Annotated in this window: 20 protein-coding genes, 1 rRNA gene and 2 pseudogenes; 21 read left to right on the top strand and 2 right to left on the bottom strand. The window is 37.0% G+C overall.

From position 1 onward, the window contains the following. Positions 1-229: 229 nt before the first annotated feature. The 10 genes and pseudogenes from rrf to hisC all read left to right on the top strand — a co-directional run bounded on the left by rrf (position 230) and on the right by hisC (position 8,130). Positions 230-344: ribosomal RNA gene (gene rrf / locus NO346_RS13155) — 5S ribosomal RNA — on the top strand. Positions 345-515: 171 nt separating this feature from the next. After that, a pseudogene (locus NO346_RS13160) lies at positions 516-853 on the top strand (hypothetical protein). A 190-nt stretch (positions 854-1,043) separates the two neighbouring features. Continuing rightward, positions 1,044-2,492: an RNA polymerase factor sigma-54 gene (locus NO346_RS13165; protein WP_005158801.1), complete on the top strand. Its 1,449-nt coding sequence runs from the start codon at positions 1,044-1,046 to the stop codon at positions 2,490-2,492. Positions 2,493-2,658: 166 nt separating this feature from the next. Then, the gene (hpf, locus tag NO346_RS13170) at positions 2,659-3,000 is read left to right on the top strand and encodes a ribosome hibernation-promoting factor, HPF/YfiA family (RefSeq protein ID WP_005158799.1); all 342 of its coding nucleotides are present in this window, start codon (positions 2,659-2,661) and stop codon (positions 2,998-3,000) included. Positions 3,001-3,134: 134 nt separating this feature from the next. After that, positions 3,135-3,386 carry a BolA family iron metabolism protein IbaG gene (gene ibaG, locus NO346_RS13175; RefSeq protein WP_087545791.1) on the top strand — a complete coding sequence of 84 codons (252 nt, stop codon included), beginning with the start codon at positions 3,135-3,137 and terminating at the stop codon, positions 3,384-3,386. A gap of 6 nt (positions 3,387-3,392) precedes the next feature. Further along, positions 3,393-4,652: a UDP-N-acetylglucosamine 1-carboxyvinyltransferase gene (murA, locus tag NO346_RS13180; protein WP_256415450.1), complete on the top strand. Its 1,260-nt coding sequence runs from the start codon at positions 3,393-3,395 to the stop codon at positions 4,650-4,652. Next, entirely contained in the window at positions 4,649-5,338 is a 690-nt protein-coding gene (gene hisG, locus NO346_RS13185; RefSeq protein WP_087536792.1) for an ATP phosphoribosyltransferase, read from the top strand. Before murA ends, hisG begins: the two co-directional genes overlap by 4 nt. Before the next feature lie 92 nt (positions 5,339-5,430). Continuing rightward, positions 5,431-5,559: pseudogene (locus NO346_RS13190) on the top strand (DUF4272 domain-containing protein); the annotation flags it as partial. Positions 5,560-5,690: 131 nt separating this feature from the next. After that, positions 5,691-6,980 (top strand): histidinol dehydrogenase, encoded by a 1,290-nt coding sequence (gene hisD, locus NO346_RS13195; RefSeq protein ID WP_256415451.1) that lies wholly within the window; start codon positions 5,691-5,693, stop codon positions 6,978-6,980. A 64-nt stretch (positions 6,981-7,044) separates the two neighbouring features. After that, positions 7,045-8,130 (top strand): histidinol-phosphate transaminase, encoded by a 1,086-nt coding sequence (gene hisC / locus NO346_RS13200; protein WP_256415452.1) that lies wholly within the window; start codon positions 7,045-7,047, stop codon positions 8,128-8,130. Between the two features lie 11 nt (positions 8,131-8,141). On the opposite strand, the gene NO346_RS13205 is transcribed toward hisC, so the two are convergent. Further along, positions 8,142-9,491, bottom strand: coding sequence for an anthranilate synthase component I family protein (locus NO346_RS13205; RefSeq protein WP_256415453.1), 1,350 nt, complete (start codon positions 9,489-9,491; stop codon positions 8,142-8,144). Between the two features lie 518 nt (positions 9,492-10,009). On the opposite strand from NO346_RS13205, the gene NO346_RS13210 reads away from it, so the two are divergent. From NO346_RS13210 to NO346_RS13235, 6 genes are all read left to right on the top strand, one after another. Then, positions 10,010-11,002: a DUF6160 family protein gene (locus NO346_RS13210; protein ID WP_256415454.1), complete on the top strand. Its 993-nt coding sequence runs from the start codon at positions 10,010-10,012 to the stop codon at positions 11,000-11,002. Positions 11,003-11,277: 275 nt separating this feature from the next. Further along, on the top strand, positions 11,278-12,111 hold the full coding sequence (locus NO346_RS13215; protein WP_087536797.1) for a C39 family peptidase: 834 nt from the start codon (positions 11,278-11,280) through the stop codon (positions 12,109-12,111). A 45-nt stretch (positions 12,112-12,156) separates the two neighbouring features. Beyond that, positions 12,157-13,287, top strand: a complete 1,131-nt coding sequence (locus tag NO346_RS13220; protein ID WP_087536798.1) for a hypothetical protein — start codon at positions 12,157-12,159, stop codon at positions 13,285-13,287. Between the two features lie 12 nt (positions 13,288-13,299). Beyond that, a complete protein-coding gene (locus NO346_RS13225) occupies positions 13,300-14,964 on the top strand; it encodes an outer membrane protein transport protein (protein WP_256415488.1) in 1,665 nt (554 codons plus the stop codon). After that, entirely contained in the window at positions 14,964-16,175 is a 1,212-nt protein-coding gene (gene filE, locus NO346_RS13230) for a putative pilus assembly protein FilE (protein WP_256415455.1), read from the top strand. The genes NO346_RS13225 and filE overlap by 1 nt, the downstream gene beginning before the upstream one ends. A 19-nt stretch (positions 16,176-16,194) precedes the next feature. Further along, a complete protein-coding gene (locus NO346_RS13235; protein ID WP_087536801.1) occupies positions 16,195-18,210 on the top strand; it encodes a hypothetical protein in 2,016 nt (671 codons plus the stop codon). 38 nt (positions 18,211-18,248) lie between these two features. Here NO346_RS13235 and NO346_RS13240 read toward each other — a convergent pair whose 3' ends face one another. Beyond that, positions 18,249-18,797, bottom strand: a complete 549-nt coding sequence (locus tag NO346_RS13240; protein WP_005158740.1) for an NUDIX hydrolase — start codon at positions 18,795-18,797, stop codon at positions 18,249-18,251. Positions 18,798-18,917: 120 nt separating this feature from the next. Here NO346_RS13240 and NO346_RS13245 point away from each other — a divergent pair, with 120 nt between their 5' ends. From NO346_RS13245 to NO346_RS13265, 5 genes are all read left to right on the top strand, one after another. Next, positions 18,918-19,532, top strand: coding sequence for a CoA pyrophosphatase (locus tag NO346_RS13245; RefSeq protein ID WP_005218190.1), 615 nt, complete (start codon positions 18,918-18,920; stop codon positions 19,530-19,532). 36 nt (positions 19,533-19,568) lie between these two features. Beyond that, on the top strand, positions 19,569-20,096 hold the full coding sequence (locus NO346_RS13250; RefSeq protein WP_241282007.1) for a gamma carbonic anhydrase family protein: 528 nt from the start codon (positions 19,569-19,571) through the stop codon (positions 20,094-20,096). Positions 20,097-20,241: 145 nt separating this feature from the next. Then, entirely contained in the window at positions 20,242-20,940 is a 699-nt protein-coding gene (gene tsaB, locus NO346_RS13255; protein WP_256415456.1) for a tRNA (adenosine(37)-N6)-threonylcarbamoyltransferase complex dimerization subunit type 1 TsaB, read from the top strand. 8 nt (positions 20,941-20,948) lie between these two features. Beyond that, positions 20,949-21,770 carry an undecaprenyl-diphosphate phosphatase gene (locus tag NO346_RS13260; protein ID WP_256415457.1) on the top strand — a complete coding sequence of 274 codons (822 nt, stop codon included), beginning with the start codon at positions 20,949-20,951 and terminating at the stop codon, positions 21,768-21,770. Beyond that, the gene (locus NO346_RS13265; RefSeq protein ID WP_256415458.1) at positions 21,770-22,579 is read left to right on the top strand and encodes a class I SAM-dependent methyltransferase; all 810 of its coding nucleotides are present in this window, start codon (positions 21,770-21,772) and stop codon (positions 22,577-22,579) included. The genes NO346_RS13260 and NO346_RS13265 overlap by 1 nt, the downstream gene beginning before the upstream one ends. The last annotated feature ends 152 nt before the right edge of the window (positions 22,580-22,731 follow it).

Consider the following 22,731-nt stretch of genomic DNA (forward strand, 5'->3'; position numbering starts at 1 on the left):
TGACCAATACTAATTGCTCGTGAGGCTTGACTATACAACACCCAAACAGTTGTTGTATTCAAGATAAATTCAATACATAACTTGATTTAGTGTGAAAACTAGTTAAAATGCTGAACACAAAGTTAGACTCAATATCTAATCCGTTAATAACTCTTTGGTTCGTAAGTAAGGCAGACATGAAGTGAAAACACAACATGATCAATAAGACCCCAAAACACCACAACAGTTTGCTGGCGACAATAGCAAGAGTGAACCACCTGATCCCTTCCCGAACTCAGAAGTGAAACCTCTTAGCGCTGATGGTAGTGTGGCACTTGCCATGTGAGAGTAAGTCATCGCCAGCTTTTAAATACGAACACCCCTAACCTAACAGTTAGGGGTGTTTTTTTTGGCAAAGAAATTGGGAGTTGATCTAAGAATAAAGTTTAGTCTAATGAAAATTGTGTCATATGTAGAAATTAGAGTTGTGTTATTCTCTTAGTAGTATGTCGAATAATTAATAAAGATGGGTTAGCATGATTTTTTATACACTTTTATCTGCTATTGCTTCTATCTATTTGTGTTTCTTAATATTGAATAGCATTAAAAAAATACAGAGAAACAAAATCAAGAACCCAGATTTGTTCGTGAATGGATATTGGATGATCCTGACGGTGAGCTATATGTAGCTTTTATTGCATCAGATAAAAAGGTCTGTTCTACTTCTGGTCGTTATGCGCATTCATCCGGTTCAAGGAGTACGACTTAGTCTAGTTTTCTAGCAGAGGATTTAATTAAGCTTGTGCGAAGAACGATGGGACAGAACGTGCTTGAAGAAATGCTAGAGTGTCTTAAGCAGCAAAACATAAAATAATATACGCTATTTGAATGTTTGTTAAATGAGAGGGATACAATCCCCAATTACAATAAATATTTGCACCTTTGCTATTTTTGAGCAGATTAATCAGTAGAAAAGAGCTTTGCTTATAGGCGTAAACATTGCTTTATGTTATAAATATTTTTATGGGCATGTTTTTTGCTTATTTAAAAAGGGAAGTCTTAGTATGAAATTATCTGTAGGGTTGAAAGTTGCGAATAGTTTATCGTTAACCCCTCAATTACAGCAGGCAATTCGCTTACTACAACTTTCTAGTTTGGAGTTGGAGCAAGAAATACAAATTCAATTAGATAGTAATCCGTTACTGGAAAAAATTGAAGAAAATAATACAACAGAAAGTTTATCTACTTCAGAGATCAGTGAGTCAGGAGATTTAACAACTGAACTTAATGCAGATCATTTACCAAATGACTTGCCTGTTGATACCGAATGGGATGATATTTATACACATCAATCAACTGCATTGGCGTCGCCAGAATATGAGGAACGAGAGGATAATCGTCAAGTTCAATTGAGTCTAAAAGAACATATCTTAGAGCAAGTGAATTTATTGCATTTTTCTACAGTAGATAAATTAATTGCCTATTGCATCGTTGATTCTTTAGATGATAAAGGGTTTTTAGATGCTGAATTAGATGATATTTTGCTTGCAGTTACTCGTTTATTACAGGAAATGGAGAGTGCTGATGAGGTTGAAGAAGATGAAATTATTGTTGTTTTAAAACATATTCAACGTCTAGATCCAATTGGAGTGGGTTCTCGAAATTTAGCAGAATGTTTAAAGATCCAATTAGAAGGCATAGATCAAAAAAAATCATACTTAGCTGAAGCAAAGTGTTTACTGAAGTATTATGAATTATTAATAGCAAATGATTTAAATAAACTATTAAAACAAACAGGTTTGTCTAAAGAGCAGTTGAAAGGTGCTGTTGATTTATTAAAAACATTAAAACCGTATCCAGGTTTAGAATTTAACCAACAAGAATCTGAATATCAAGTTCCTGATGTTGTGGTTTCCAAGAAAGATCAGCATTGGCAAGTGCAGCTTAATCCAGATGTTATGCCTAAATTAAGGATTAATTCTTTTTATTCAAATATGATTCGTCGTGCTGATCAGAGTGATGATAATGTTTATTTACGTAATCAAATGCTTGAGGCGAAAAATTTTATTAAAAGTATAGATGAACGGCATAAAACATTACTCAAAGTTTCAACTTGTATTGTGGAACATCAGCGAGCTTTTCTTGAACAAGGACCTGAGGCGATGAAGCCTTTAGTTCTCCGTGATGTTGCAGAGGAAGTTGAATTGCATGAGTCTACTGTCTCACGTGTAACAACCAATAAATATATGCTTACACCACGTGGTTTATTTGAATTGAAATACTTTTTTTCAAGCCATGTTGGAACAACGACAGGTGGTGAAGCATCTTCAACTGCGATTCGGGCAATGATTAAAAAATTAGTTTCGAATGAAAATCCGCGTAAGCCTTTGTCTGATAATGCAATTGCGGAAATGTTGAAAGATGAGGGGATTGAAGTAGCTCGACGTACAGTCGCAAAATATCGTGAATCGTTACATATTCCATCATCTTCAGAAAGAAAAGTCTTGATCTAAATTTCAAGGTGTGACTATTCTAGGGATTCATTATTACGGAATAATGAATCTTTTTAATAATCACTAAAGGAATCGCTAAAATGATTTAATGAATGTTGAATCTTAATATGCATTAAATTTGCTTAGGTGATTCTTTGTATCCTTAGAAAAGGTGAGGGATAGAATTATGCAAATAACGATTCGTGGACACCATTTAACTATTACGCCTGCTATTGAAGAAAATATAAAAATGAAATTTAGTCAAATGACTAAGCATCTAGATCAAGTGAATAGTATGCAAATCAAATTGGCTAAAGATCATCAAATTGATAGACGTTCTCATAAAGGGAGCTCAAATCATATTGCTGAGGCGATTATTCGCTTACCGGGGATTGAACTGTTTGCGCAGGCGACAGCAGATGATATGTATACTTCGATTAATAAATTAACAGAAAAACTAAAAAGACAGCTTGCAAAACATAGAAAAATACAGTGTTCTTATCAACATGAGCTGGCAATTTTAACTTAAGTTTTTTATCAAAAGAGGCTATTGTAACTAGCCTCTTTTTTTTATCGATAAAAAAGAAAAGGCTTACTGAATTATCTGAAAAAGTTATAGTAAAATGTATGGTTTGACGCCATGGTTGTATAAGAGGTCTAGTAATGAATAGTGAGCAGCTCACGCAAATTTTAAAAGAAGCTTTCCCTGAAGCAGACGTAGCAGTGAGTGGCCAAGCTGGGAAATTCGACCTTCGAATTGTTGATGATCAGTTTGATGGCAAACGTACGATTACTCGTCAACAAGCCGTATATGCACCATTAAACTCTTATATCGCAAGTGGTGAAGTGCACGCAGTTACGATTCGCGCAATGACAAAAGACGAATGGCGCAAAGCAAGCCTTTTCGGAGCTTAAATATTAATGGATAAATTTTTAATTACGGGCGGTGTTAAGCTCGAGGGCGAAGTACGTATTTCTGGTGCTAAAAATGCGGCTCTGCCTTTACTTGCTGCAATGATTCTCGCAGATTCTCCGATTACTTTAACGAATGTACCTCATTTAAAAGATGTGAACACCTTAGTGAAGCTGATTGCTGGCTTAGGCGTTACAATCAGTTATGAAGGGGATACGGTTCGTGCGGATGCGTCAACATTAGATAATCAGTTTGCACCTTATGAACTTGTGAAAACTATGCGTGCATCAATTTTGGTACTCGGTCCACTATTGGCTCGCTATGGAAATGCTAAAGTTTCATTACCTGGTGGTTGTGCGATTGGTTCTCGTCCTGTTGATCAGCATTTAAAAGCATTGGAAGCTTTAGGTGCGCAGATTGAAGTTGAAAATGGTTATGTTCATGCTTCTGTTGATGGTCGCTTAAAAGGTGGCGAAGTTATTTTTGATATGGTCACTGTTGGTGGCACTGAAAATATCTTGATGGCTGCTGTATTGGCTGATGGTGTGACGACAATTCGTAATGCTGCTCGTGAACCTGAAATTACTGACCTTGCACAAATGCTCATTAAAATGGGTGCCAAGATTGAAGGTCTGGACACAGATACATTAGTTGTAACTGGCGTTGAAAGTTTACATGGCTGTGAATATGCGGTTGTTGCTGATCGAATTGAAACTGGTTCATATTTAGCTGCTGCTGCAATTACAGGTGGTCGAGTTAAAACCACGCATACGGACCCAGCATTGTTAGAAGCAGTATTGGATAAGTTTGAAGAAATGGGTGCAGAAGTGACCCGTGGTGATAATTGGATTGAACTAGATATGCAAGGTAAACGTCCTAAAGCTGTGAGCTTTAGAACTTTACCTCATCCCGAATTTCCAACTGATATGCAAGCACAGCTTATGGCGGTCAATGTGATTGGTCGTGGTTTTGCAACGATTTCAGAAACAATTTTTGAAAATCGTTTTATGCATGTTCCTGAATTGTCACGTATGGGCGCAAATATTCAAGTGGAAGGGCATGATGCAGTCGTAACTGGCGTAGATAAATTGCAAGCTGCTCCTGTAATGGCGACTGATTTACGTGCATCATTTTCTCTTGTTCTCGCTGCATTAGCCGCAGAAGGTGAGACTTTAGTTGATCGTATCTATCATATCGATCGTGGCTATGAACAAGTTGAAGAAAAGTTACAAAGTTTAGGTGCTCAGATTAAGCGAGTAAAAGGATGAATGACTTAAGAAACGATGATCCAAATTTTGATGTAATGGGTAATTTTGATCATGGTTTAACCTTAGCGCTCAGTAAAGGACGTATCCTAAAAGAGACATTACCTTTACTTGAGAATGCGGGTATTAATTTATTAGAAGATCCTGATAAATCACGTAAATTAATTTTCCCAACCACACATAAAAAAGTACGTATTTTGATTCTTCGTGCTTCTGATGTACCGACGTATGTTGAGAACGGTGCAGCAGATTTTGGTGTAGCGGGTAAAGATGTGCTGATGGAACATGGCGCCCAACATGTTTATGAGTTACTTGATCTAAAAATTGCAAATTGTAAATTGATGACTGCTGGTAAAGTTGGCATGGAACGTCCGAAAGGCCGTTTAAAAATTGCAACTAAATACGTGAATCTTACTCGTCAATACTATGCAAGTTTAGGTGAACAAGTTGATGTGATCAAACTTTATGGATCGATGGAGCTTGCACCTTTGGTTGGGTTGGGTGATTACATCGTCGATGTGGTCGATACAGGTAATACTTTACGTGCCAATGGTTTAGAGCCATTAGAAGAAATTTGCAAAGTTTCTTCTCGTTTAATTGTCAATAAAGCGAGCTTTAAACGTAAACAAGCCGTGTTAAATCCAATTTTGACGCAACTTGAAGAAGCTGTGAAATTACGTTCAGTATGATTTTGTATGATGATTCAAAAAAACCGTTCTTTTGAACGGTTTTTTTATCGCTTAATTTTCTAATTAAGGGAAAGAATGTCTTACTTTCAGATGATGCTCGTTTAAAACAACAAGATGCGCCTGAAAATTTAAATGCTTCAGTTGTTGTGGAACGTCATGGTGCTTTGAATTGGCTAATACAGCATGATGGAGATTGGGATAATCCAGACTTAAATACATAAAATTTAAAATATTTAAACCTAAAAATGATTTTTTCTATTAAAGCAGGTGGAAATGCTGATGTTATCTTGCCCACAAGCGTGTTGAAAAAGAGTAAACTTAGCTTTCTCTTATTCGCCTTGTGGGTAAATTGATGCGACGTTTATCGACTCAGGATCAAAATTTTAAACAGGCATTTGCTGAACTTTTAGCATTTGAAACTGTGAATGATCCTCAATTAGTACAAACTGTAGACCAAATCATTGCTGATGTTCGTCAGTATGGTGATGATCATGTACTTAAATTAACACAACAGTTCGATCGACATCCAGCGCATCAATTCTCGGATTTGGAACTGACCCAAGCTCAACTTAAAACTGCATTTGAAGGCTTAAGCACAGAAATTCGTGAAGCCTTAGAATTGGCTGCAAAACGTATTCGTTCTTTCCATCAGGCACAAAAGCAGGAAGGTTGGACTTATGTTGATGATCTGGGGAATACCTTAGGTCAGAAAGTCACGCCACTTGATCGCGTCGGGATTTATGTTCCTGGTGGATTAGCATCTTATCCATCATCTGTACTTATGAATGCTTTACCAGCACATGTAGCAGGGGTTCCTGAAATTATCATGGTGGTTCCAGCGCCGAATGGTGAATTGAATCCATTGGTTTTAGCAGCTGCATATTTAGCAGGGGTAAGCCGTGTATTTACTATTGGCGGTGCTCAAGCCGTTGCAGCGTTAGCTTATGGAACGCAAACCATTCCAGCTGTCGATAAAATTACAGGACCGGGGAACCGTTTTGTAGCAGCAGCCAAACGTGCAGTCTTTGGTCAGGTGGGTATTGATATGATCGCGGGGCCTTCGGAAATTTTGGTGTATGCCGAAGGGGAAAATAATGCTGAATGGTTGGCTATGGATGTATTGTCTCAAGCTGAGCATGATACGGTTGCACAAGCCATTTTTATTACGCCAGATGAAGCACTTTTAAATGCTGTCGAAACAGCCATTGAAAAGCATTTAAGTGAATTGCCAAAAGCAGAAATTGCTCGAACTTCGATTCAAAATCGTGGTGCGTTGGTACTAGTAAAGAATCGTGCGGAAGCGATTAAACTGATTAATCAGGTTGCTCCAGAGCATTTAGAATTATGTCTTGATGATGCTGAATTAATGAGCCAAGAGATTCGTCATGCAGGTGCGATCTTTATGGGGCGTTATACGCCTGAAGCGATCGGTGATTATTGTGCAGGTCCAAATCATGTTTTACCGACTTCGGGTACAGCGCGTTTTTCTTCACCGCTCGGCGTTTATGATTTCCAAAAGCGTTCAAGTTTAATTATGTGCTCGCAAGAGGGCGTTAAAACTTTGGCTAAAACAGCAGATGTGTTGGCAGTTGAAGAAAATCTTGATGCCCATGCACGCTCGGCACGCTATCGTTATCAATAACCGATTCGAAGAATAGATAGGGGCTGATAGAAGCCCCTTTTTTGAGATATATGAGAGTAGAACAATGACGTTTACAACTGAACAAATGCGTTTTTGGAGTCCAGAAGTTCGTGAACTTGAGCCATATGTACCAGGTGAGCAGCCTAAGATTCAGAACTTACTAAAACTTAATACCAATGAAAACCCATATCCACCATCACCTAAAGTTGTGGAAGCTGTTCAAGCAGTTTTAACTCACCAAGCCGATGCTTTGCGCTTGTATCCAGATCCAGATGCGACCGCTTTAAAGCAGGCAATTGCTAAACAGCAGCATGTTGATGTTGCTCAAGTCTTTGTCGGTAATGGTTCGGATGAAGTTTTAGCGCATATTTTTAAGGCTTTTTTTATTCAGAAAGAGCCAATTCTCTACCCAGATATTACCTATAGTTTTTATCCTGTTTATAGCCAGTTTTTTGGAACTCAGACCAAGCAGATTCCATTGAATGAAAAATTCGAAATTGATGTGTCGGATTATGCACAGGAAAATGGCGGTATTATCATTACTAATCCAAATGCGCCAACCAGTATTGCATTAGGCTTAGATCAAATTGAACAGGTGTTAAAAGCCAATCCTGATCGAGTCGTTGTGATTGATGAAGCTTATGTCGATTTTGGCGCTGAGTCAGCAGTGCAATTGGTTAATCGTTACGAAAATTTAGTCGTTTGCCAAACGACATCTAAGTCTCGTTCATTGGCGGGATTACGTGTCGGCTTTGCGATTGCACAAGCGCATTTGATTGCAGCACTTGAAGCTGTAAAGAATAGCTTTAATTCATACCCAATCGATCGTTTTGCGATTGCCGCAGCGGTAGCCTCATTTGAAGATCAAGCTTATTTTGAAGCACAATGTGCCAAAGTGATTGAGAGTCGAGAAAAATTAGTTGGTGATCTCGTGGCTTTAGGTTTTGATGTATTACCATCGAAAGCCAATTTTATCTTTGTCACGCATCCTCAATACGATGCTGCTCAACTGGCTCAACAATTACGTGAGCATGGTATTATTGTGCGTTATTTCAATAAACCAAGAATTAATCAATTTTTACGTATCACAATTGGTACCGATGAACAAAACCAGCGTCTAGTCGATACACTTAAAAATCAAATTTTATAATTCTATAAAATTTAGTTCTCAGATTTTTGCCATGTATTGAGCAAATCAAGCATGGCAGAAATTTTATCAAAGCATTCTTGGTACTCGGCTTCGGCATCAGAAGCAACCGTAATGCCGCCACCTGCCCACATCGATAATTGATCCTGATATTTTTGAATACTGCGGATTAAGATATTCCAGCAACCTGTTCCATCAAAATTAAAATAACCCAAACTTCCACAATATGCGCCACGTGGAGCACCTTCTAATTCATTAATAATTTGCATAGCGCGAATTTTGGGTGCCCCTGTAATTGAACCACCCGGAAGGGCGGACAATAACATCTGCATGGGGTTTACTTCTTTTTTTAAGGTTGCAGTGATTTCACTGACCATATGATGGACTTGGTTGAAGCTTTCAATTTCGAAAAGTTTTGTCGTTTCTACAGATCCTGTTTCAGCATAAACACTTAAATCATTCCGAAGTAAATCAACAATCATCACATTTTCAGCCTGATCTTTTTCAGAGCGGCTGAGCTGATCTTTAGATTGTTGGTCTTGCTCGGCATCATCAAAACGAGGCATTGTACCTTTAATTGGTCGTGTTTTAATTTTTCGATTTGTTTGAAACTCGACAAACAATTCTGGAGAACAGCTGAGTAACTCAAAATCATGTATCTTGAGATAGGCAGCATAAGGTGCATGGGTGAGCGCCCATAAATCCTGTGCTCGATCTAATAATGAGCCTTCTGTTTTTGCAATAAACTCTTGAGTTAAATTAATCTGGTAGCAGTCACCAGCTTTGATATATTCCTGCACTTGATTAAATGCATGTAGGTATTGTTGCTTAGACCAGCGCGGATAGCATTTTTCTAATAATGAGAAAGGTGTTTTTTGAATATTGGTTGATTGATTGATTAGATTTATGACATTTTGATAAATACTTTCAGCTTCATTTTCATCACTATAAAAATACCAAGCATCACCCTGAAACTTTAAAAAAGTCGAATATAGACCTAAGAAAAAACTGGGTTGATTTCGTGAAACCATGTTTATAAATTGATTTGCACTATAGTCATAGCTAAAAAAGCCAATATATCCACCACCAAAAGTAGTTTTCATTGAACTTTGTGAATGGGATTGAAAATTTAAAAAATCGCTAATAGGTAAGGTTGCTTGTACATTCTTATATTTATTAAATTGAGTTTTACAAAATTTTTTGAGTTTTGACTGTTCTAATACTAAAAATTCTTGAGGCAAAAAACCAATTGTCGGAGTGTGATTGTCATATAAATAAACTAAACCAGTGAGTTCATTCAGTTGTATAAGAAGGTCAAATGCAGAGGTGAGTTGCGTGTCAAGTTTTTGCTGAAAATGAGACATATAACAAAAATACATTCATATACATTTGGAAAATATAATTGTACTACAATCATCTAAACTCTACTGATATTTATCCTGTAGATAAAAGTTGAAAAATATTTCTGAAATGTATTGTGATTCTGTCTACTGAAATTGTAAAACAAGTTGTAATTTTCATGAATTGGTTTAAGAAAGCGCAATTGTTTACATTTTGCAGTGATTTGGGCGGATGATAAAAGGTTTAAATAGGATATTTGACTATGATTTTCTAAAAATGCTGATTAAAAAACTATAGTGCTTTCGATATGTTAGAGCATATAAATTAAAGTGGTGCACGAAAAAAGTATTATGCCGTTTGTCGGGTTATTTATAAAAAACGATTAACAGTAGTTGAACATAAAATAACAAACCTGTAATTTAGTACTTGCTAAACGAACTACTCAAGGATTGGAAGTTCAAGTTGTCATTAAGAAAAAAACGACCGTGGACAGTTTAGAGTAGTGAAAGTCAAAAAATAAATGCTCTTGGGAGAGTGCTCAATGAAAATGTTTACTAAACTAGCTTTAGTTTCTTCAATGGCGATTAGCGCGAATGCAATGGCTATGCAGTCAATGGATGATGCTGCACTAAGCGCTGCAACAGGTCAAGACGGTATCAATATTGGTATTGGTATTTCTAAAATTGAAATTGAAAAAGTTTTAATTCACGATAATGATGGTTTGGGTGGTGCGGCTGCTAATGCTGGTGCGATTGTTATTCAAGGTAATGGTTTAGCTGCTAGCGCTACAAACCTTAACTCAACAAATGGTATTGTAATTACTGCTCCAATGTTAAATGCTACAACTGTAGATAATAGCCGTGCTTTAGCATCACATAACCTTGCTGATCTTACAATTGATACGGATAAAGGTACTGGTGCAAATGGTGCTTTCCTTAACGTTGCAGCTGCTGTATCTGGTTTAGATATTTATATCGGTGAAATTGGTGTGTCTGGCTCTAATGCAGCAAGCACTACAGTTCGTCGTGGTAATGATACAACTAACTACAACGCAATTTTATCTGGTTTAACAATCAAAACTGGTCTTACAAACGCTAATATTCAGTTAGGTGCTGCTCCACAAGGTGCGATGATTGTATTAAATACAACTATGCAAGGTGGTTTAGAGATTAAAAACCTAGGTATTGTTGATAGTTCTACAAAAACTGGTACTGCAGATGGTACAACTGGTAACCGTGCTGCAGGTCAAATTTTCCTTGAGAGCATCAAAGTTTCAGATGCTAACGCTGCAAACTTAACAGTGAAAGCTGCTGTAAGTGTTGTTGGTAAAGAAGACACTAATAACGGTTACTTACGTATTGTCACAGGTTCTGGTGCTACTACACCTAAAACTGATATGTACATCAAAGGTGTTCATTTAGGCAGTCAAGCAGCAGCTTCAATTGGTGATGTAGAAGTTCAAGGTTTACAAACTTACTACTTCAACGGTACTGCAAATGTTCAAGGTTCTGTGATCACTATTTCTGGTCACTAATCTTATAACAAAAAAAAGCGCACTAGTTGCGCTTTTTTTTATTTGAAATAAGTATTTTTATGTGCTAAAAAAACGGAAAATAGTTTTGCTAAAGCACAATAAATTACTTAATGACAACTAATTTTTATTAAAAAATACATTTCGTCAAAAAAAACTAAAAAAAAGCTGCTTTTTTTTATAAAAAAAGGTATCTTCAACATGCAGGGATGAGGTGTTTACGGACACTAAAATAAAATGAATAAGGCAAGTTGTGCCACTGTTAGAAAAAGAGACTTATGTTAGAGATCGCTTTAGGCTCAGCATTGATGTATTACTTTACAACGCAAGCCTTCGAAATAGAAAAAAAACCAGAGGGGACTGTATATTATACAGAGACCTTAGATTCTCGTAATCCTTCTTTTACACGTAATCATCGTGAGGCGGTCACAATTAAACCTGCTATAGAAGATCAATTTCGGGGTATTGTTCGTCAGGCGTATGACTACAGTTGTGGATCAGCCGCATTAACTACGCTGTTAAATGGCTATGGTGGTTTACGTTTGACTGAACAACAAACGATGACAGGTTTGCTTCAGTATGGTGAGTATCAACGTATTATTGAGCGCCGTAGTTTTTCTCTGTTAGACATGAAGCGATTTGTTACTGCACTTGGGTTGAATAGTGGTGGTTATCGAGGGGAGTTTTCAGATTTAACCAGTTTAAAACAGCCTGCAATTGTTCCTATTACTTATGCTGGTTTTAAACATTTTGTTGTATATAAAGCATATAAAAACGGTCGAGTTTATGTGGCTGATCCATCATTAGGCAATATTAGTTTTGATGAAATTCGCTTTAAACAGATTTGGGATAATAATACACTTTTCATTGTAGATATTCCGGAAGAGTATCGTAAAAATTTATTAGCGTTGCAAGACTCAGATATGCGCCATGTAGAAGATGCAACTGTTAATAAATATGCGCTTGCGGAAATTCAGTTTCCGACACAAAAGTTTGAACGTATGGCTGATAAAGCATCAACGATGCGTAAAGTATTAGATGCAGATCCGACCTCTGCTACTTACAATCAACCAATTACGACTTTTATGCGCTTATATTACAAGCGGAAGTAATTTAGAAATCATTAAAATTAATGTATTAATAGGATGTAACGCAAAATGAAAAGTCCATGGATGAACATCAGTGTGTTGGCATTAAGTATGAGTGCAGTAACAACAACACTTTATGCTGAAGAACAGAAATCAACGGAAGTTCAGACCGAACAAACAGCGCAAGTAGATCAAGCTACAAATGCAGTGAAAGATGAGTCCAATGTAAAAGCTGGTGATAGTCAAGCAACACAAGCAGCAAATGCATTACAAAAGCAAGAAGGTGATGCGACTAAAGAAACAAATTTACAAGAAGTATTTACATCTAACGAACGTCAATATTCATTGATAAAAAAAGGTGTTATTTCTTCTTATTATGACATTGATTACACATACTATCGAGATAGTAGACTAGATCTTGCTACGGGCGATAGTACAAGTGCTTTACAACGCTTACGTGTTGAAGAAGACGCAAACCATACACTGACCAATACATTTACTACGCAATATGGTTTACTTGATAACTTGACCTTATCAGCATCTATTCCATTAATGGCTAAAAAAGATCTTTTACAGGATAAGACAGCCGCAGGTTTAGGTGATATTTCTTTTGGAGCTCGTTGGGAACCGTTTCCTTTAAAACAAGGGCGTCTTCCGTTGGTTTTATTTGGTAACTTATCAACTAAAACTGGTGATAGTCCTTATGAAATTGGTATTGATGAATTATCTACAGGTAAAGGATATTACTCGGTCGGTTTTGGAGCAAGTACGCGTAAATATATTGACCCTGTTGTTTTGTTCAGCTCAGTGTCAGCAAACTATGGTTTAAAAGAATCAGGTTTAAATCAGTTACGTGGTGGTGGTGCAACAGGACCTCGTATTCTTGAAAGTTTTGACCCAGGTTTAAGTGGTGGTTTTTCATTCGGATTTGCATATTCGTTTAACTACGACGTATCACTCACAATGTCCTATCAGCAAAGTTTTAACACTGGTGCAAAATTCTACTTCAAGAATGATGAAAGTTATCAATCGGCCGATCAAAGTAGTGCCATGTTGTCATTTGCATTGGGCGTAAGGGTATCACCTGAAACAATTGTAAATGGCACCGTTGCTATTGGATTAACGGAAGATGCGCCAGATGTGTCCTTGGGCTTGTCATTCCCACTCGATATTATAGGTTTCGGCAAAAAAGTTCGTTAAGGAGATGTAATGGTGAAATACCTAAAATTATGTCCTTTAACGGCAGCAATTTTTTTAGCTAGCTTATCAAATATTGCCAATGCGCAATTGGGACAAGACTTATCTGTAGACTTACGTTCTCTTTCTTTGGGGAATGCTGTCACCGCTGATCCACCAGGCATTAGTGCAGTACATTTTAATCCAGCAGCACTGGCGAAAATTGATGGTTTACAAACTGATGTACAAGGGATTTTAGCTAATTTTGCTATTCAACGTGAGTATTCAGCTCCTGCTGGTTATAATGTTTTTGGTTATTCCGATGATCCATTGGTTTGTAATGACGGACCAGAAGTTAGAACTGGAATTTGTACAGATTTTAAAGGAACAGTTCACGGGGACATTGAATACGCAAGTATTTATGTACCGATTCTTAAAAAAATCGTAGATTTAGGACCTAATGCTCCATTAGCTGCACCAACTGCAGCGATTGCTTATAAGCCACCTGGTTCCAAAGTAACCTATGCGACAGCTATGTACGCACCATTAGTTGCAGGTTTTGGCGCAGAAGATGGTAATCCAAGTAATTATATGGGCCAACAAGTTGCATTAGAGCGTATTACCTATTTATCGCCCTCTTTTGGTTATCAAGTGAATGATCATTTATCAGTTGGTGCATCATTTGGTATGTCTTACCAAGCGATCGCACTTAAAACGGATCTACGCTTTCCAAATGAAATGATTGGTGTATTGCGAATGGTAGATGAAGTGGTATGTACTCCATTTAAGAATAATGGGGATATTATCACCGATTTACTATTATTTGGTATTTGTAACGCCAAAGAAGGTATGAACCCGTTTAGTAAAGTGGGGGCAATGGATGTATCTTTAGAGCAATCATTAAGTCCAAGTTATAATTTGGGCGTATTATGGGAGCCAACCGATGATTTTAGTTTTGGTATGGTTTATCAAAGTGAAGCTAAAATGCGATTGCGAGGTAAATATTTAATTAATAATGCGACAGCTCCGCAACAACTCGTAGCTGGTTTAAATTCGTCAGCGACTGGTCAAATTCTTGCGGCAATTCTTGGCTTGCCTGGGTATATTCCTAATGTGGAATCTGGTTTAGTTGCCATGGATTTTAAATATCCGCAACATTTTAAAGCGGGTATAAAATATAAAATATTTCCCGACTTGCAAATGAACTTTGATCTCGGTTGGACCGACTTCGCTGCATGGGATAAGTTTAAGTTTGAATTTGATCGACAAATATCATTATTAAAGGTTGCTAAACTTTTGACTGCTGATGTAACGGATCGTTCTTTAGCTTTACCTTTAAAGTTTCAATCATCTTGGCGTTGGGGAATCGGTTTTGAATATTCAGCAACTGATCGGCTGAAGTTGCGCATGGGTTATGAGCCTCGTACAAGTTCAATTCCGGATGACAAGCGCAATACGATGGTACCAATTAATAATGCTCAACTGTTCGGTTTAGGTGCTGGTTATCGATTTGATCAAGATACAGATTTAGATCTTTCAATTGGCTTCTTACGCAGTCGTGATGATATTCCTGCAAATACTAGTAGTCTTGCAAATAAAACAGGGGTTGATAATATTTTATTAAACCCGTATGCAGGCCTAGATATTAAAACCAATACTAAGGTAACTTTGCTTGGTATCAGCTATAGAACAAAATGGTAATGTTAACGACTATGATAATAAAACAATCTAAGCTTGCAATATCTGTAATTTTTACTGTTATTGCAAGTACTTCGGTTGTATATGCACAAGGTTTTTATACAATTATTGGCCCTGATGGAAGACCAATGATTATTCCTAAAAAACCAACAGAAAATGAGAATAGAACAGAACGTTCTACTCATGTTGATTCTCCAGCAGCATCAGAAAAAAATCTACCAGTTAGAAATAATGTCAATTTAGATTTACCAACAATATCAATGTCTAATCAAGATGTTGTTAAGAATACAGTTAAAATGCAATCATCTTCAGAATCAAAATTAGCTTCTGACGTAGTTAATCAAACAAAATCTCAAAATTTTATAAATACTTCAAAAGAAATAATTGATGCAAATACGAATAAAAAGATAACACCAAAATTAAATGTTGCTAGTAAAAGTCTAACTAATATTGAGGCAGAATCATCTGCTTCATCTGCTTCATCTGCTTCATCTGCTTCATCTGCTTCATCTGCTTCATCTGCTTCATCTGCATTCATACAAGTAGATGGAATTGAATATGTGAATAATGAATATTTAGAAGATCAGGAATTTAATTTAGAGGGTAAAAAGCGCTTTTATACTATGCCTGATGGAACAGGACGTTTAGAGACGATAGAGCGTAAAAAAGGCGTAAGTCGATCAATTTTGGATAAAATATTAAACAAATCAAACCAGAGTCTAAATTCAATTACTTTATCTAATAATTATGTTCGTTTATCTGCACAAGATTTATCTCTGGCATTTGAGAATGATCGTTGTTTCTTAGAAAGTTATAGCAAAAATAAAACAATCAAGAGTTTAGTTCCCGAAAAAGAAATTGGCTTATGGCCTCGGAAACCTATAAAAGAAAAATTTGAATATGAATTGGTCAAGCTTGATCAAAATATTCAATATATGCAATTTGATTCTTATGCATCTAATAATGATAAACCGACATATTATTGGCCTTTAGTGATTTTTTTAGATAAGTCTGGTTGTATATTAGAAGGCGTGAGTGGATTTAAGAATCAGAAGATTCCAGCAACATTATTACAACATGCAGCCCTTCAAGGTGTAATTAAGATACCGCCTAAAAGTTATTATATGATGATGACTCCATTAGCATCAGCCGTGGATGTTCCAGAGCAGGAACTTTCAAATCAAGGACAGATTAAGATTGCTGCTTTACAGTAAGCATTAATAGGATGAACCCATGACAAATAACAAAATTTTCTTACCTTTTGCTTTAACGACATTAGTAGCATTATTACAAGGTTGTGGAGGCGAGAGTACAAAAATTAATGAAGATCCAAATAAAGGGGTTAGTGGCGTAACAACTAGTACGAGTTGTACGCCTACAAGTAGCGACTGTCTACCCTTTGCCATGGATTATCCTATTTCTGGTTTAAATTTTGATTGTAGTAGCGATAAGGCAAATCACTTTGCAACTAAACTTGATTCAAATGCTGTTGGGGGAGCTTGTAAATTAGGCGACACGGCAACTTTTTATATACAAGGTAAAGATGCTAGGAAAATTAACCTTGGTGTTGTGAAATTGGATGATATTTCCAAGATTAATGATTTAAGGTATCCAGTACCACGGCTTCGAGTCATTGATTTAGCAAGCGCATTAACAGGAAAAATGCCAACAGCACTTGATCCAAATGATGAGACTATTCGCGTAGCGATAGCATTAATAAAAATTTTTCATAGCATTGGTCTTGAGCAAGAAGATAATGCTTTGGGGGATATTCAACCTACTCAGATTACTGACGAAAAGAAAGATCTATTATCTCAATTAACTAAAGATATTGGTGTCGCTGAACTGAGTAATGGTTCTTACGTTGATATCTTAAAGCCATGGTTAAGTGTTAGTAATGTAACAGATGAACAGGCGATGGTGCTGCTTCAGCGTCTCTTAAATTTATCTAATGCAGGTGTATGGCAAACAACAATACCTTTCTTAAAAGCGGGTACAATTACACCTTCAGTTAAGACTCCAGATGGCTTTTTTGGTTGTAATCAATCAAATTATAATGATTGTGTAAATCCTGATAAAGGTAATGACCTTATACATTCGATGGGGGAGGTCTTTTTACTTACAGATCGACAAGGATATACAATAGGAACAGGTCAACAATGGAGAGGTCCTGCAAGTTTTATAGAGGGTAAACTTTATCCACCATCTGTATTAATTACTAAAGTCAAAGCTCAAAAAGTACAAATTAATCCTCAAAATACGTGGTTGAATCCGATTAATCGTGAAATAAACTCTAACCAACCGCTGCGTTTTGCTTTGACAACCAACCCATCAGAAGACTTAAAATTTAAGCAAGGTAAGTTGATTAACGGTCATACAATCCCTGGGACAGAATATGTTTATAGACTGCTATTAAATGCTAAAGATACTGACCCTGTAAATACAGCACATTTGGGGCAATGGGAGCAAGCTATAGATGGTCGAGCTTATAATGGAAGTTTAGAAATTTATAAAGCAAACCCGCCAAGTTACTTAGGTAAAGATGTTTTTAAAACTAGTACAAATGTAAAAACAAATCAAAAATATATTTTCCCTTTATATGCGACTCTAATTTTTGGTTTCTCTGATAATAGTATTCCTGACTCAGAAAAAATTAAATTAGGGATTGTAATTGACGAGAATGGTGATATCCGAACTGATATTCGTAAAAATTCTACATCTAGTGATATGTCTGGAGAGTGTGGAAAAATCCAATCTATTAATTCAGATGGGACGATCACTGATGAATTTGGAGAAACTCAATATCGTATAGGCTCTACAGGAGCAACCTCTTTTACACCTACAAGTAAATCAGTATCTGTCCGAGCAATTTTGTCTAATCCAAAATTTGGTATATTAAATGGTGCGATGTTTGGATTAAATGTTGGCGTTATTTATAACGAGACGATTAGAGCTATTGGTGGCGCTAAAATTAATATTCATAATTTATTAAGTGATGCCCCACAAAAGGAAATAACATTAACTGACTTTACTGAGACAAGTAGTACAGTATATTGGTCAAACACTTACGCTTATTATCAGGATGTGTATGTAAATTTATACGATAGTTTGAAAGACGACACAGAGCGAAATAAGTATGTTAAACCAACAGATGAAGATCGTAAAATGGCTAAACGCTGGACTGGTCCAGTGACTATTCAACTTGCAGATCAAAATTTAAATGCTTGTAAAGCTGTTAAGACAAAATAAAAGTTAAATAAAAAGACCGCGATAAGCGGTCTTTTTATTTAACCTGTATGATCTAAACGTGTACCTAATGTTTCTAAATGAGATGGAAATAATCCTAATTTACGATCTGCAAAATAATGTTTTAAAGTTTGTTCTACACTCGGAAATGCGAGTTCTGCCCATGGGATATCATGTTCTTCAAATAAACGGCATTCGAGACTTTCTTCTCCAGCTCCAAAAACACCATCTTTCAATTGTGCTTTAAATAGAACATAAATTTGCCCGATACGTGGAATATTATACATACAGTATAGTTGTTCAATATCAACTTCGGCTTCAGCTTCTTCTCGTGTTTCACGAGCAGCACCTTGTTCCATGGTTTCAAATAATTCCATGTACCCAGCAGGAAGTGTCCATAGCCCATAACGTGGTTCGATGGCACGTCGACACAATAAAACTTTATTATCCCAAATGGCTAATGCACCGCAAATAACTTTCGGATTTTCATAGTGGATATTGCCACAGTGTGTACAGACGAGCCGTGTTTTATGATCACCTAGCGGGATTTTTGCTTCAGTTTGATGTCCACACGCAACGCAAAAGCTCATAATTATCATCAGCTACAGAGATAACTCAGCATAACTGAATTTTGATCACTTCGCATCATGATCTATGATTGTGATTGAAATTTCAGTTATGATGATTTTTAAGGAAAATGAGAAAAAGAGATGAGTCATATGGAAGAACCATCGTTAATACAGCTTTTACAACAACGGTTGCGTTTTTCCAAACGAATCCAACAAGCTGATGCAGCGGTTTTAATTGCAATTACACAAGAACAGCAACCTAAGGTCTTACTCACACGTCGTTCAATCCATTTATCTCAACATGCAGGTGAGGTGTCTTTTCCAGGAGGAAAGCGTGATCCGAGTGATACCAGTAATATTGTAGTTGCTTTGCGTGAAGCACAAGAAGAAACAGCGCTTAATCCCTTCGATGTCAAGCTGTTAGGTGATCTACCGATACAACGTGCGCGTAGTGGTTTATCTGTGAAACCGATTGTAGGATTAATTCCCGCAGAAGTAGATCTAATTGCACAACCTACAGAGATAGATCGTATTTTTTTTGCACCATTGCAGCAATTAATTGATGCACCACCTTTACCGTATGAAGTGCGTTTAGCTCGACAATCAATTTATTTTCCGAGTATGCAGGTTGAAAATGAGATCGTATGGGGTTTAACCGCTCGAATGTTAGTATCATTATTTCAGTATGGGCTAGGACATCAAAAAAAATGGCCTTTTTTAGTTAATCCTCCTCATTTTGGATTATCTAAATTCTAATCACGTCTTATTAAAATAGAGTAGTATTTTGTCATGATGTACACATATCAAGGATTGAGCCCTAAAGCATTACATGAACCTTGGGATGGCTGGATTGCACCGAATGCAACGGTGATTGGTCAAGCTGAGTTAGGTCGCCAAGTTAGTATTTGGTTTGGTGCGGTTGTAAGAGCTGATAATTGTAAAATTCGGATTGGAAATTTCTCGAATATTCAAGAGAATGCAGTTTTACATACTGATGCAGGTATTGAACTGAATATTGGGGATTATGTGACAGTCGGTCATCAAGCCATGTTGCATGGCTGTACGATTGGAGATAATTCTTTAATTGGTATCAATGCTGTAGTTTTAAATAATGCGGTGATTGGTAAAAATTGTATTATTGGTGCAAATGCATTGATTCCTGAAGGTAAAGTTATCCCTGACAATTCTGTGGTGATGGGATCACCAGGAAAAGTGATCAAAACTTTAGATGAGCAAGGCGCTGCACGGTTACGCTTGAGTGCTTTACATTATGCTGAACATTATAAGAATTTTTTAGTATTGGAAGAGTTTAATTTCTAATAATTACGAATTGATATAGTGTGTTTCTTGAGCCAAGTATATCCTTGGCTTTTTTGTATCTATAAAAAGTCAATAACTCGCTTAGGGCGCTTGAGTGGGGTATGATACTCGACGTTTTTTATCTCTTTTAAGCTAAGGTTTTTGCATGAAGTTGCTTGCATTGGAAACTGCAAATGAGCACTGTTCAGTTTCATTAATTGATGATGTTCAAGAACTCTATTTTCAATTAGATGAGCGACCAAAAGCACAAACGCAAACCATTTTGCCATTAACTGAACAGGCGCTATTACAAACTCAAACTCAATTGGCTGATTTGGCTGCAATTGCGTTTAGTCGTGGGCCAGGTTCATTTAGTGGTGTACGTATTAATGCTGCGGTTGCTCAAGCTTTGGCATGGTCACAAGATTTGCCTGTTATTCCTGTATCAAGCTTGCAAGCGTTAGCGCAAGCTGCATATCGTTTGACAGGATTACATCAGGTTACAGCTGTTTTAGATGCACGTATGCAAGAAGTTTATATTGCTAATTTTAGTCTAGATGAAAATGGCATTATGCATGCTGTCGATGAAGAAAAATTATTAAATTATGAACAAGCGACCGCATATCGTAAATTTACGGCGATTGGCTCAGGTTCAGAATTGATTAAGCCAAGTCAAATAGACTCGCAAGAGGCTTCCATTCTAAAAACGTCTGCAACAGAAATTCGAGCAACTGCACAAGACATTGCAACAATTGCTCGAATTTATGCTGTACAAGAAAAATGGGTTGATGCTGAGCATGCACTCCCTGTGTATTTACGTGATGATGCATGGAAAAAAATTCCAGAACAAAGTAAAGCGAATTAAGGTTAATTATGGATCTTTTATTGCTATTTAAAGCAGCAATTATGGGTTTGGTGGAAGGGATTACTGAATTTCTACCGATCTCAAGTACAGGGCACTTGATTCTAGCAGGGCAGTTGCTAGACTTCTGGACGCTTGAAAAGCGAGAAATGTTTGCTGTTGCAGTACAAATCGGTGCAATTGCAGCGGTAATCTATGAATATTGGGGCAAACTCTGGGGCGCATTAATCGGCGCACTCACAGGTCAAGAACAAGGTCGACGTTTAAGCCTGAATTTAATTATTGCTTCTATTCCAATTGTGATTATTGGATTAACCTTTGGCGATGTAGTAAAGGCTTATTTGTTTAATGCAGTTACGGTTGCAATTGCGCTCATTGTCGGTGGTTTGATTATTTTATGGGCCGAACGCCGTCAGCATAAAATTATAAGTCCTGAAGTCGAGGATTTGACATTCAAGCAGGCAACTTTGATTGGTTTGATTCAATGTCTTGCATTAATTCCTGGGACATCACGTTCTGGTTCAACCATTATCGGCTCATTATTTTTAGGTATTTCACGTAAAGCAGCGGCTGAATTTTCATTCTTCCTCGGTATTCCTGTATTGATGGGGGCAGGCTTACTGGATATGTATAAAATGCGTCATGAATTACATAGTAATGATATGGCTATTTTAGCAGTTGGAATTATTGTTGCTTTTGTTTCAGCTTTAATTGTGATTCGTGCATTAATTCGTTATGTCTCTAAGCATGATTTCACCGCTTTTGCTTACTACCGTATAGTGTTTGGTTTATTTATTTTGGCGACATGGTGGACAGGTTGGGTGCATTGGTAATGCAGATGATCTGTTGGTATCAGACGGAGTACGCGGAGCAATTTCAACAACTTCAAACCCGTTTAGCGAGTTTGGATGTCGAACTAAAAGGTCAAATCGTTGAAAAAGTGAATGCACGTTTCCTTCGTCTGAATCCAGATATGGCCTTGGTTTTAGATGAAGATGGACTGAGTCTGGCTGCGAATGGGATGAAAATGCAACCGGATTGGCGTGCTGAAATTCCTCGTTTAAAACGAGCCAGTCTGAAATCCGAAATGATCGCAAGAGCATGTCAATTAGGTGAAAAACCTAGCTTAATTGATGCAACAGCTGGCTTAGGTCATGATAGTTTATTGATGGCTTATTTGGGTGCTGATGTGCGTTTAATTGAACGTCATCCCATCCTATTTGTATTATTAGAATATACCAAAGCCCAAGCAGAACGAGATCCTTTTCTGCAATCTGTTATGCCACGGATTCAACTCATTTATGCTGATTCAACTGATTATTTACATGGATTAAAGCAGCGAGATGAACAGATCGATGTCATTTATTTAGATCCGATGTTCCCACAGCGAGATCAAAACCACCAAGCACAAAAGAAACAGGCACAGGTCAAAAAGCAAATGCAATTATTGCATATGTTATTACCTGAAGATGGTGAAATGGATTTAGGTGATGAATTACTGCATCTTGCCAGTAAAATCGCTAAGCGCGTTATTGTAAAACGACCTCGACATGCAGTTTATTTGGCTGATCAAGCTCCAGATCATCAATGGCTAGGTGATGCTTGTCGTTTTGATGCATATTTTCCCAAAAGTTCAACTTAACTTTTATCCAAGTGATTGTTTAGCTTAGGTGAATGCTCGGTAAAGATTTGTGATATAGTGCAAAAGCATGATTGATAAAAAATTCTTGTCGAGATTAAATGAAGGAAAGACGTTGTTCCTTTTAGGAAAAGTCATATTCATTTTATAAAAGA

This window comes from Acinetobacter sp. 5862, from assembly GCF_024494585.1.
In the GTDB taxonomy this organism is placed as follows: domain Bacteria; phylum Pseudomonadota; class Gammaproteobacteria; order Pseudomonadales; family Moraxellaceae; genus Acinetobacter.

Excerpts from the sequence above, each read along its gene's own strand:
- ibaG (WP_087545791.1), top strand. The coding sequence starts at position 3,135 with ATGAATAGTGAGCAGCTCACGCAAATTTTAAAAGAAGCTTTCCCTGAA.
- NO346_RS13205 (WP_256415453.1), bottom strand. The coding sequence starts at position 9,491 with ATGTCTCATTTTCAGCAAAAACTTGACACGCAACTCACCTCTGCATTT.
- hisC (WP_256415452.1), top strand. The coding sequence starts at position 7,045 with ATGACGTTTACAACTGAACAAATGCGTTTTTGGAGTCCAGAAGTTCGT.
- NO346_RS13245 (WP_005218190.1), top strand. The coding sequence starts at position 18,918 with ATGAGTCATATGGAAGAACCATCGTTAATACAGCTTTTACAACAACGG.
- NO346_RS13240 (WP_005158740.1), bottom strand. The coding sequence starts at position 18,797 with ATGAGCTTTTGCGTTGCGTGTGGACATCAAACTGAAGCAAAAATCCCG.
- hisG (WP_087536792.1), top strand. The coding sequence starts at position 4,649 with ATGAATGACTTAAGAAACGATGATCCAAATTTTGATGTAATGGGTAAT.
- hisD (WP_256415451.1), top strand. The coding sequence starts at position 5,691 with ATGCGACGTTTATCGACTCAGGATCAAAATTTTAAACAGGCATTTGCT.
- NO346_RS13250 (WP_241282007.1), top strand. The coding sequence starts at position 19,569 with ATGTACACATATCAAGGATTGAGCCCTAAAGCATTACATGAACCTTGG.
- NO346_RS13210 (WP_256415454.1), top strand. The coding sequence starts at position 10,010 with ATGAAAATGTTTACTAAACTAGCTTTAGTTTCTTCAATGGCGATTAGC.
- NO346_RS13215 (WP_087536797.1), top strand. The coding sequence starts at position 11,278 with ATGTTAGAGATCGCTTTAGGCTCAGCATTGATGTATTACTTTACAACG.
- hpf (WP_005158799.1), top strand. The coding sequence starts at position 2,659 with ATGCAAATAACGATTCGTGGACACCATTTAACTATTACGCCTGCTATT.
- NO346_RS13235 (WP_087536801.1), top strand. The coding sequence starts at position 16,195 with ATGACAAATAACAAAATTTTCTTACCTTTTGCTTTAACGACATTAGTA.
- tsaB (WP_256415456.1), top strand. The coding sequence starts at position 20,242 with ATGAAGTTGCTTGCATTGGAAACTGCAAATGAGCACTGTTCAGTTTCA.
- murA (WP_256415450.1), top strand. The coding sequence starts at position 3,393 with ATGGATAAATTTTTAATTACGGGCGGTGTTAAGCTCGAGGGCGAAGTA.
- filE (WP_256415455.1), top strand. The coding sequence starts at position 14,964 with ATGTTAACGACTATGATAATAAAACAATCTAAGCTTGCAATATCTGTA.
- NO346_RS13260 (WP_256415457.1), top strand. The coding sequence starts at position 20,949 with ATGGATCTTTTATTGCTATTTAAAGCAGCAATTATGGGTTTGGTGGAA.
- NO346_RS13220 (WP_087536798.1), top strand. The coding sequence starts at position 12,157 with ATGAAAAGTCCATGGATGAACATCAGTGTGTTGGCATTAAGTATGAGT.
- NO346_RS13265 (WP_256415458.1), top strand. The coding sequence starts at position 21,770 with ATGCAGATGATCTGTTGGTATCAGACGGAGTACGCGGAGCAATTTCAA.
- NO346_RS13165 (WP_005158801.1), top strand. The coding sequence starts at position 1,044 with ATGAAATTATCTGTAGGGTTGAAAGTTGCGAATAGTTTATCGTTAACC.